The organism is Methylobacterium sp. Leaf87 (assembly GCF_001422775.1).
GTDB lineage: Bacteria > Pseudomonadota > Alphaproteobacteria > Rhizobiales > Beijerinckiaceae > Methylobacterium.
Map to the genome: position 1 here is coordinate 1 of NZ_LMMI01000042.1, position 11,073 is coordinate 11,073.

11 protein-coding genes are annotated in these 11,073 nt (G+C 62.6%); all 11 read left to right on the forward strand.

The genetic code is table 11. From position 1 onward, the window contains the following. Nucleotides 1-112 precede the first annotated feature (112 nt). The 11 genes from ASF22_RS16485 to ASF22_RS16520 all read left to right on the forward strand — a co-directional run bounded on the left by ASF22_RS16485 (nt 113) and on the right by ASF22_RS16520 (nt 10,893). Entirely contained in the window at nt 113-1,195 is a 1,083-nt protein-coding gene (locus ASF22_RS16485) for a DUF2169 domain-containing protein (RefSeq protein WP_056266364.1), read from the forward strand. Beyond that, nucleotides 1,192-1,650 (forward strand): PAAR-like domain-containing protein (locus ASF22_RS24650; protein ID WP_210166662.1); only part of this gene is annotated, 459 nt, incomplete at its 3' end. The genes ASF22_RS16485 and ASF22_RS24650, both read left to right, overlap by 4 nt. A 1,425-nt stretch (nt 1,651-3,075) precedes the next feature. Continuing rightward, nucleotides 3,076-3,570, forward strand: a complete 495-nt coding sequence (locus ASF22_RS24070) for a hypothetical protein (protein ID WP_156647822.1) — start codon at nt 3,076-3,078, stop codon at nt 3,568-3,570. 48 nt (nt 3,571-3,618) lie between these two features. Continuing rightward, on the forward strand, nt 3,619-3,789 hold the full coding sequence (locus ASF22_RS24075; RefSeq protein WP_280137423.1) for a PAAR-like domain-containing protein: 171 nt from the start codon (nt 3,619-3,621) through the stop codon (nt 3,787-3,789). A 163-nt stretch (nt 3,790-3,952) separates the two neighbouring features. After that, entirely contained in the window at nt 3,953-6,883 is a 2,931-nt protein-coding gene (locus ASF22_RS16500; protein WP_280137424.1) for an RHS repeat-associated core domain-containing protein, read from the forward strand. Nucleotide 6,884: 1 nt separating this feature from the next. Beyond that, nucleotides 6,885-7,337 carry an Imm26 family immunity protein gene (locus tag ASF22_RS23310; protein WP_082483774.1) on the forward strand — a complete coding sequence of 151 codons (453 nt, stop codon included), beginning with the start codon at nt 6,885-6,887 and terminating at the stop codon, nt 7,335-7,337. A 106-nt stretch (nt 7,338-7,443) separates the two neighbouring features. Beyond that, nucleotides 7,444-7,884, forward strand: coding sequence for a hypothetical protein (locus ASF22_RS24080; protein ID WP_056266378.1), 441 nt, complete (start codon nt 7,444-7,446; stop codon nt 7,882-7,884). Between the two features lie 25 nt (nt 7,885-7,909). Then, nucleotides 7,910-8,989, forward strand: coding sequence for an IS5 family transposase (locus ASF22_RS16510; RefSeq protein WP_056266383.1), 1,080 nt, complete (start codon nt 7,910-7,912; stop codon nt 8,987-8,989). Between the two features lie 343 nt (nt 8,990-9,332). Continuing rightward, complete coding sequence (locus ASF22_RS24085) at nt 9,333-9,791, forward strand: DUF6389 family protein (protein WP_156647824.1); 459 nt, start codon at nt 9,333-9,335, stop codon at nt 9,789-9,791. 456 nt (nt 9,792-10,247) lie between these two features. Then, nucleotides 10,248-10,496, forward strand: coding sequence for an AbrB/MazE/SpoVT family DNA-binding domain-containing protein (locus ASF22_RS23315; RefSeq protein WP_082483775.1), 249 nt, complete (start codon nt 10,248-10,250; stop codon nt 10,494-10,496). 4 nt (nt 10,497-10,500) lie between these two features. Next, entirely contained in the window at nt 10,501-10,893 is a 393-nt protein-coding gene (locus ASF22_RS16520; RefSeq protein WP_056266389.1) for a type II toxin-antitoxin system VapC family toxin, read from the forward strand. Nucleotides 10,894-11,073 lie beyond the last annotated feature (180 nt).

Consider the following 11,073-nt stretch of genomic DNA (forward strand, 5'->3'; position numbering starts at 1 on the left):
GGGGTCCACATGGCACGTCCAGATGAGGCTTCAGCACCCTTCTGGAATCACCGCCATCCCGGCCACTCAACTCCGGCCGGACATTATCGGACGGGCTCTGAGAGGTCGCCTCGTGTCCGTCGAAAACCGCACACCGTTTCCAGCGCTTGCCTTCCGGCAGTACAACCTCGCCGGTGCGATGAACGGCGTCGTCGCGGTACGGGGCACGTTCCGGCTTGTCGAGGGCAGTGCCCTGGAAGCTGCGAACGAGCAGATGCCGCTCGTCATGTCGGATGTCTACGATGGCGACCCGCACGCCGCGCCACAGATGGCCTGCACGGATCTCGTGCCGTTCAAGCCCGGCACGGACGTGACCTTCGTCGGCACGTCGTTCGCGCGGGACGACGTGGCTCTTCCCTCCTGGTCGTGCGCCTTGCAAGTCGGGCCCGTTTCCAAGCGGCTGCGGGTCACCGGTCCACGCGTATGGCGCGCGCGGACCCGCAAGACTTGGAAGGGCCTCATCGGGCTTGGTCCCGAAGATGTGCTCGATGGCTGGGACTTGTCCGAGCCCGAACCGGCGACGATGGTGCCGATCGACTGGCGGCTCGCCTACGGCGGCAAGGTCCCGCGTGCAACCCAGGACGCGCCGGACGGCGTGCACTCCGCAAATCCGGTCGGTTGCGGGATCGTCGATGCCGCCCGCTTCCCCGAGGTGACGCAATGGCCGGCGCCGCAGATCGAGGCCGACGGCGCAGCAATCGCTACCCCGGACGGCGACTGGACGGCGGAGGGCTTTGGCCCCATCGCACCGTTCTGGCGACAACGGCAGAGCCGGGCTGGCACCTACGACGACGACTGGCTCGACACCCGCCATCCCCTGCTCCCGTGGGACTTCGACTTCCGCTTCTGGCAATGCGCGCATCCGGACCTGACCGCCGAGCCGTGGCTGTCGGGCGACGAGACCTTCAGGCTCGACAACCTGGTGCGGGGATATCCCGAACTCGCCGGGCGTCTGCCGGGCCTGCGGCTGAGCGCGCGCGTGGAGCAGCCCGACGGCTGGATGGCCGTGCCGCTCGTGCTCGACGGGGTGCATTTCGACCTCCGCCCTGGCGTCGGCCGAGTGTTCCTGACGTGGCGGGCGGGCTTTCCCTGGGCGGAGCGGCTTTCCCGACCGATCCTCGAGATGGTCACCGGGCAGCGTGAGGCCGGGCGATGAGCGGCGGATCGTCCTCGGTCACGCTGGAGCCGCTCTCGGTCTACGGCGCGGCGCCGGCCGCCGACCCGGCCCTCGCCCAAGAGTTGGGGCTGCCGTCGAACGCGCTGTTCCAGTCGCCTGAGCGCGGCCAGGGCTATGCGGACTACAAGCTGCCCGGGGACGACCTCGCGAGCCAGGATTACCGCCGCGCCTACTTCGACAAGGACGCCAGGAAGGACGAGAATTGGGCCCCGCCATCGCCGAGCGCGCCCAAGCCTCCTCCGCCCGAGCTGATCCCCGACACGCACGAGGCGATCGCGGTGTCGACGTCGCCGGACGTGTGCCGGTCGCCGTCGGCCCCGGTGCCGTACGCGGTGTGGGGCAAGGCGGACGACAAGCAGAACTATTCGCCGGACGTGCGCTCGAACGGGTGCGTGATCAAGCGCCGCGACTCGCGCTTCACCACGACCTACGGCNGTAGAGCCACGCGATCTGGATCGGCCGGCGGCCGAAATCGCGCCGGTGCCGTACGCGGTCTGGGGCAAGGCGGACGACAAGCAGAACTATTCGCCGGACGTGCGCTCGAACGGGTGCGTGATCAAGCGCCGCGACTCGCGCTTCACCACGACCTACGGCGACGAGCCGGGGGTGGGCAAGGGGGTGAAGTCGAACACGGTCGGCAGCACGGTCGAGCCGGTGACGTCCTCGAAGGTCGTGCGGGCCAACGGCATCCCGGTCCAGCGCCACGGCGACCGGTGCACGCTCAACCACGGCAACTGTCCAGGCGANGGCAGCACGGTCGAGCCGGTGACGTCCTCGAAGGTCGTGCGGGCCAACGGCATCCCGGTCCAGCGCCACGGCGACCGGTGCACGCTCAACCACGGCAACGGCCCGGGCGAGTACGTGCACGTGAAGTCGACCGCGACGCATGACGCGCCCGACGGCCGGGACCAGATGCCGTGGTACAGGAAGGCATGGGATTGGACGGGCGACAAGCTCGGGCAGGCAGGCCGGGCGATCGGCGCGTTCGACGACGGGCACGGGCGGGTCGTGACGCGCGGTTTGGGTGTGCTGCAGGCGGCCGGCGGCGTGGGCGAGGTGGTGGGCGGCGCCAGTCTTGCCGGGGTCGGCGGGGCAGCGTCGACCACGGGCATCGGTGCGGTGCCGGGCGTTCCGGCGATGGTCGGCGGCGGATTGCTGATCGGCAGCGGCTACGACAACGTCTCCACGGGTCTGCGCCAGCTCTGGACGGGCGAGGGGCAGACGACGGCGGTCCAGCGCGCGGCCGGCGGGGTTGCGCAGGCGCTGGGGGCCTCGCCGGAGACGGCGCAGACGGTGGAGACCGTGGCGGGTGCGGTGCAGGGTGCGGCGGGCGGCGTCGGCAGTGCGGTGGCGGTCGCCTCACGGGCCGGGAAGGCGGCCACGGCAGAGGCAAAAGCCGTCGAAAGCGGTGTGGAAGGCGCGCGAAGCACGCGAGTCGTCAGAAGCGGCAGCTACAAGGATCTCAAGAAAGCGCTCAAAGGCACAGACGAACAAGCCAACCACCTCAATCAGGACGCTGCATTCCGTGATGTGATACCAACCAACGACGGTGCCGCGAACGGGATGCGAGGCATCGCATTCTCGGACGTCGGTTCACCGCATTATGAATTTCACAATTCACTCGAAGGATTTTGGAATGACTATCGGCCTGGTGGAGCGCTTGAAGGCTCGACTCCAACGGTTGGAGAATATGATAATGCTTTACGAAACGCCTTAGGGTCTTCTGGTTATTCTCAAAATGAGGTAAACCAGCTTGCAGATTTCGCAAGCGCAAACAGAGCGCAATATGGCTTGCAACGTTCAGACCCGGTTCCGCGTATACCCGGCCGCACCAATCAATCGAGATAGGGTTAGTATCCATGGCTGAACGCGAACCTCACCCGCGAACAATAGCGACCCTGGACAGACTTGACAAGGCTGAATGGTTTTCAAGACTGGGCGAAATCGATTTCGAGACGTCTATTTTTGTTAAAAATTGGGAGGAAGCTCATTCATACGCATCCTCGATTGCGTGGGAAAATTTGAAAATTGAAGCAGCGAATCGAATTAGAATACAATTACTATCTAGAAACAAACGAAGATTTAACGAGTGGAATATGGTCGCTTCCACTATTAGGCCGTTTGCAATCGCTCTTGTAAAAGACAAGTTTGAAAGTATAGATTTAAATGCGGCATTTTCAGAAAAAATTGCCAGCAATACGCGTTGGGATATAATCCATCTCTGCATGGAGTGTGAGTATCTAGATATCATTGAACCTGGTTTTTTCCATTCGTTGGCATTTTACTACGTCGAAGGACATTTTCCCTGTGGGTTCAAGGGTGAATTTCCAAACGGAAAGCAGATAGTCTTCTAAATCAGTTTATTCCATCCTCCAGAGCTGATTGCGGACACGCATGAGGCGATCGCGGTTAGCACGTCTCCGGACGTGTGCCGGTCGCCGTCCGCGCCGGTGCCGTACGCGGTCTGGGGCAAGGCGGACGACAAGCAGAACTATTCGCCGGACGTGCGCTCGAACGGGTGCGTGATCAAGCGCCGCGACTCGCGCTTCACCACGACCTACGGGAGCCGGTGACGTCCTCGAAGGTCGTGCGGGCCAACGGCATCCCGGTCCAGCGCCACGGCGACCGGTGCACGCTCAACCACGGCAACTGTCCAGGCGAATACGTGCACGTCAAATCCACCGCGACGCATGACGCGCCCGACGGCCGGGACCAGATGCCGTGGTACAGGAAGGCGTGGGATTGGACGGGCGACAAGCTCGGTCAGGCGGGCCAGGCGATCGGCGCGTTCGACGACGGGCACGGGCGGGTCGTGACGCGCGGTTTGGGTGCGCTGCAGGCGGCCGGCGGGGCAACCTCGTTCGCCAGGTCTGGAACGCGGCCGGTGAGAAGCGCGCCGAGATCGACGCGGAGGGACGGCGGACATCCTACCGCTACGACGAACACGGCGCGATCGCCGCGATCACCGATCCGTCCGGCCGCGAGACGCGCGCCTACCACGACGCCGACGGCAACCTCGAACTCGTCTTCGACGCCCTCGGAAACGCTTGGCGCTACGAATACGACCGCACGCGCAACCTCGTGGCGGTCACCGATCCGTTGGACTATCGGACCGACATCACCAACGATGATCGAGGTCGCCCGACCGGAATCATGCGCCACGATGGACTGATCGAGGGGCGCGCCTACGACGACCACGGTCGCCTCGCCGCGATCCGGGACTATCGCGGCGAGACCACACGAATCGCGCGCGACGGCTTCGGCCGCGTCGTGTCCATGCGTGACCCGCTCGGAGCCGAGACCCGCTACGCCTACGAGTCGGGCGCCGGCGCCGATTTCTGGACGCCGACGACGGTGACCCGGCCGGACGGTCTGACGGGCCGGAGCGTCGTCGACCGCGCCGGGGCGACGCGTGTCGTGACCGACGGCGAGGGCCGGCGCACCCTTTATCGCACCGGCGCGCACGACCTCCTGGCCGAGATCGAAGACCCGATGGGGGGCCGGCTGCGCTTCTCCTATGACGGACTGAAGCGGCTGGAGCGGGTGGAGAACCAGCTCGGCCGGATCTGGCGGTTCGAGCGGGACGGCGCCGGCAACGTGGTGGCCGAGACCGACTTCGACGGCCTGCGCACGGAATACGCCTACGATCGCTCGGGCCGGCCGACCGGGCGGATCGCCGCCGACGGCACGTGCACGCGCTACGACTGGGACGCCTCGGGGCTGCTGCTGCGCGAGACGGTGGAGCCGCCGGGCGGCGGGGAGCCGAGCGTCACGCGCTACGGTTACGATCGGGCCGGCCGCCTGTCCGAGGCCGCGAACGCGCACGCCCGGGTGGAATTCGAGCGGGATGCGCTTGGCCGGGTGGTGGCCGAGGCAGTCAACGGGCGTCGCATCGAGAGCACCTACGATTGCTGCGGCCACCGGGTCTCGCGCCGGCTCGGCGGGGCCGTGGTGGAGAGCACCTACGATCCGCTCGGCGCGCTGACGGGGTTGAGCCTCGGCGGGCGGGCGCCGCTGGGTCTCAGCTACGACGCGGCGGGCCGGGAGGTTCATCGCGGCAGCGCCCTCGGCTTCACGCTGGAGAGCCGGCACGACGCGGTGGGTCAGTTGATCTGGCAGGTGGCAGGGCGCGGGGCGGTGCCGGGGGCGCAGCCGGCGCTGGCCCTGGAGCGGGCCTATGCCTGGAACGGGGCGTTCGAGCCGGTGGCGATCGCCGACGCCCGCTGGGGTCGCACGGCCTATCGCTACGACGCCAACGGGCAGGTGGCGGAGGGCCGCCACGGGGACGGGATCGTGGAGGGGTTCGAGTACGACGCGGCGCTGAACGTGGCGGCGTTCTCGGACGGGCATGCGCCGGTGGAGCGGGGCGTTCAGGCGGCGTCCTTGTCCGGGTTCGGTGCGGGGCGGGCGTGGCGTCAGTGGTCGTCCTCGCCGGGCGGGCGGGTGATGGAGGCGCGGGGTCCGCAGGGCGAGCGGGTGGGTTATGTCCACGACGGGCTCGGCCGGGTGGTGGAGCGGCGTGTGGAGCGGGACGGGTTCCGTCCGGCCCTGTGGCGATACGGCTGGGACGGGAAGGACCGTCTGGTCACGTGCGAGACGCCTGAGGGCGCGCGCTGGGCCTATGCCTACGACCCGTTCGGGCGCCGTCTGTGGAAGCGGCGAGCGGATGCGGACGGGGCAGTGGTGGGGACCGCGTACGGCTGGGACGGGGACCTGCTGAGCGCGGAGGCGCCGCTGGGGGCGGACGGCGCGCCGGACTGGGATCGGGCGATCGTGTGGCACTACGAGCCGGGGACGTTCCGGCCGCTGGCGCGGGAGGGATCGGACGGGTCGCTTCTGTACGTGGTGACGGACCAGCTCGGCACGCCGCGGGAGCTCCTGGACGAGGCGGGCTCGCTGGTCTGGGCGGCGGAGTACCGGGTCTGGGGGGCAGTGCGCCGGATCTGGGTCGCGGCCAACGACGACACGGCGGAGGGGGCCGGCAACGGGGGTGACGGTCCTGGTCGCGGCCGGGCGTTCTACGCGAAGGGCACCCTTGCGCGGGCGGTCGCGTCGGAAACGGATGCGCACTGGGCGGAAGTCGAGGCGGTTCTGCTGTGCCCGATCCGGTTCCAGGGGCAGTGGCAGGATGCCGAGACCGCGCTCGCCTACAACCGATATCGCTATTACGATCCGCTCACCGCCCAGTATACCAGCCCAGACCCGTTAAAATTACGCGCCGGCCTCAGATCGCAAGGCTACGTTCTTGCACCAAAAACAAATATAGATGTATTTGGATTGATCGACACGGAGGCAAATGGATACAATGTATATGGTATATTAGATAACTCAGGTACAATACGTTACATTGGAATTACAGATAATGTAGGTAGAAAAATTTCAGAACATTCGACTTCTGGCCGCTTTGATCCGAACTCTATGCCAGAACCTGCGATATTGGACTCAAATTTGACTTATGGACAGGCGAGAGGATATGAACAGGCGTATATTGAACATTACGGAACACTCGATACTTCTCGACGAGGCGAATCAATGGAGGCAGGTGAACCAAATCGGGCCCGATCTTATGATCCGAGCCGACTTGATAATGATATTGATAAAAGGGCTAAGGAACTTGACGAAATTTACCGCGCCAAAATGACAAAACTTTGCTTTAGAGGAAGATAGATTGTCAAAAAAACTTCAAACCGGCAATGTATTTTCCTTGCCTTTATGCGCTAATCCTTGTGTATTTGGATTTGGAGTTGTTATCAGGTCAAACCCAGGTGGTACTTGTTTTTCCGATATATATCAATATACTAATAATAGGGGAGGTTTTTCAGAATCATTGGTACAGTCAGATTTTGCAATAACGGAATTAATTATGAACGATGCGGGCATTCGAGAGAACAGATGGAAAATTGTTAGAGCTGATATTTGGCCAAATCGGATGATCGAGAAGCGTTATTACTTAATTGGTTTCGGATCTGATGTACGTGTATTTGACGCTAATCTGGAGGAACCGGAGCGATCTGCTGACGCTGAAGAATTGCATCGATTGCCAAAACTGACTATGCCATTCCCTCAATACACTGAAAGCTATATAAGAAAATATTTGAGAATAAATTGTAATGAGTTTTAATATTTTCTTATACAAACTTGTAGAATAAAATATTAGCAAAAAGTATTATAATATAAACCGGCTTGAAACAAGCTAGTAAATATTGAGAGTGTAGGCGGGCCGGGAGGTGCATCGCGGCAGCGATCTCGGCTTCACCCTGGAGAGCCGGCACGATCCGGTGGGCCAGCTGATCCGGCAGGTGGCGGGGCGTGGGGTTGTGGCGGGGGCGCAGGCGGTGGTGGCCCTGGAGCGGGCCTATGCCTGGAACGGGGCGTTCGAGCCGGTGGCGATCGCTGACGCCCGCTGGGGCCGCACGGCCTATCGCCACGACGCCAACGGCCAGGTGGCGGAGGGCCGGCACGGCGACGGGATCGCGGAGGGGTTCGCGGACGAGGCGGCGCTGAACGTTGCGGCATTCTCGGACGGGCATGCGCCGGCGGAGCGGAGCGTCCGGGCCGCGTCGTTTTCCGGGCCCGGCTCGCGTCGGGCGTGGCGGCAGTGGTCGTCCTCGCCGTCCGGACACCTCGAAATACCCCCTTCCGTGCGGGGCGGTGTGGTGATTCCCTGATGCCGTCGGCGTTGGGGAGGCTCGGATGGGTCAGCCAGGGTTCTTCGATCTGGATGAGCGCTATCAGCGTCTGTCGGAGAACGGCGATCCGTTGGTGAAACTCGCGGCCCTCATCGACTTCGAGGCGTTCCGGCCGAAGCTGGCCACCGCACTGAAGCGGTCCGACGGATCGAAGGGGGGCCGCCCGCCCTACGACCTGGTCCTGATGTTCAAGATCCTGATCCTTCAGACGCTCTACACGCTCTCGGACGACGCCACCGAGTTCCAGATCCGAGACAGGCTGTCGTTCATGCGTTTCCTCGGCCTCGGTTTCGAGGATGGCGTGCCCGACGCCAAGACGGTGTGGCTGTTCCGGGAGCACCTGACCCGGGCTGGCGCGATCGACGATCTGTTTGCCGCCTTCGACGCCTGGCTGAAGGGCAAGGGTTATCTCGCTATGGCGGGCCAGATCATCGACGCCTCGATCATCGCGGCTCCACGTCAGCGCAACACCGATGCCGAGAAGGCGGCTCTGAAGGAGGGCCGGATCCCGGAGGCGTGGGCGGCAAGACCGAAGAAGCTCGCACAAAAGGATCGCGATGCTCGCTGGACCCTGAAACGAGCCAAGGCACGGCCCGCAAAGACGGCCGGCACGAAGGCCAAGGTCGAGATCGCCATTCCGGTGTTCGGGTACAAGACCCACGTTTCGATAGACCGCAAGCACGGGTTCGTCCGCCGCTTCAGCGTGACCAGCGCGGCCGCCCATGACGGAGCGCAACTGGCCAACGTCCTCGACCCGGCCAACACGGCGAGCGACGTCTGGGCCGACACGGCCTACCGCTCGCAGGCCAACGAAGCTCATCTTGCCAAGCATGGCCGGCGCTCGAAGATCCACTTCCGACGGCAGCCCGGCCACGACCTGACGCCGTCGCAGCGCAAGGCCAACCGCGCCCGCTCCAAGGTCCGATCGGCCGTCGAGACGGTGTTCGCCGGGCAGAAGCACCGCTTCGGCCTGTTCGTGCGCACCATCGGCCTAGCCCGGGCCCGGACCAAGATCGGGCTCGCCAACCTCGCCTACAACCTTAAACGCTTCCTCTGGATCGAGGCCCGGCCGGTGGCGGCCTGAGGCAACCTCGGGATGGGCTCCTGAGCCCTTCACGACTACCGCCAGACTGCCAGAACCCCAAACCGAGCCCACCAAAGTTGCTGCCGTCGTCAAACCGACAGCCAAACCCCGCAATGATGCGGTTCTTCGAGGTGTCCGAGCGACCCTGTATCGCGAACTGGCGGTGATCCGCCAAACGGCACCGAGTACGCCAGACCTGGAGGGAACGGCATAGTTCGACCCAATGCAGACCATGGAGAAGGCCACAAAATCTGCTTTATGCGACGTTGCAGAAGTCAGGCGCACAATCGCGGCAAAACTCGGGAGTTTTGCGAACTAGGACATGGCAAGGGAAGGATCGCAAATGAAACAAGCTGGGATGACAGCGGACGAGTATAGATCTGTACTCAAAAGCGTCTTGCAGTTTTACATCCAGGCAGCCTCGGAGCGTCTCAGCACCTTGAAGCAGTCCCTTCCGCCGAAAGCGCGACAGATCATGGTGGGAATTCATCCGGGACAAAGCGGGGAAGGTTTCTTCGATATTGTCGTTCACCTAGACGGGCCAGACCGTTACTTTCTTCAAAAGGCAATAGAACCACATCGGCTCTTATTTGAAGTTAAGTGCATCGACGGTCAAATGCAGCCCGATGTTCCGATTTTTGATCCGGATGAAGCCACCTTCTCCGTAAATGATGCTATCGTGGATACCTGCATGGAGTGGGTTGAAGGTCTTTGGCAACGTCTTGGCGGCGTAGCTCTACCGGCCGTCGTTTTCGGAGAGGAAGGATATGGAACTGTGGAGAGCAAACCGTTGCTTCCCTGAGACCCCATGAAGCGGTTGTCGCACAAATCCTGCATTTCACGATATGCGCTTTTCATCGATCGAACATCGGTCGCATATGTCTCTCGCAAAACTCCGACTTTTGCGAGAGACATATGCGACTGCTCCAAGGACTGCTCTCCACCCATCCCGACCGCTTGCTGACATCAACTTTGACAAGCTGCTGACGGCGACTTCGAAAAACGACAGGTAAACAGCCGAATCTACAGAGTTCCAGAAACGTGCGTTTTTGATGCGGATCATTCCGCGCAGTATGTTCGAAGCTGTCAAAGTCCCAAAAACTGTTAAAAAATCAAAGTTACAGTTGATCATGTTAAGGTGGTTTTGCGACTGGACGACTCTTGGAGCTAGCCGGTATTCAGGCTGGAAATCACTTTCTGGCAATCAAAGCCGTTTGGGTATAATCTGCCGCTTGGTGCTGGCGGGATCGAGATCCTCATGGAATCACGTTCAACAAAAATCGTGGATGGCGGCAAGCTCATCATTCCTGTCAGTTTTCGGCGGGAATTGGGAATTCAGGTTGGCGATACCGTTGTCATGGAAGTGCACAATGGGGAGTTGCGGGTCCGATCGCGCGATACTGCCATCTCCGAGGTACAGAAGCTCGTCAGGGAGTTGAGCCCCGAGGGTGTCAGTTTGGTCGATGAATTGATCGCTGACCGACGTGCCGAAGCGGCCAGAGAGTGACATCGTGGCGGCAAAGTATGTTTTGGACGCTTCGGCCCTGTTGTGCCTATTCAATCAGGAAAAGGGGCAGGATCGTGTTCGTGCTGCGCTGTCAGAGGCTGTCGTTTCCGCCGTCAACTACTCGGAGGTTGTCTCCAAGCTTGTAGAACGCGGGGGTGACATCACGGTGGTGAGTCGGGCGCTCGATAACCTCCACCTCACGGTGATCGGTTTCGATCACGCTCAGGCCATCCAAGCTGGTGCGTTCCGTAAAGAAACTCGCGAAGCTGGCCTCTCCTTCGGGGACCGCGCCTGTCTGGCGCTGGCGAAGACCCACGGGCTGGTCGCAATTACTGCGGATCAAGCGTGGGCGCGGCTCGACGACGACGTTGGCGTCAGGGTCGAACTGCTGCGCTGACACTATAGCTGCCTTAGCCATGATGCAGCGAAGGATGCTTACGGCGACTTCCATTGCGTAGCTTGTCTTGTTCAGACTACAGTACGCCTTCGGTGAAGGCCGCGTTCGTGGTCCCGGCGGGGTGTCAGGCGGCGATCTGCCGGCGCTGAGGCTGGGTCCAGTTCCACGGCAGCAGATCGT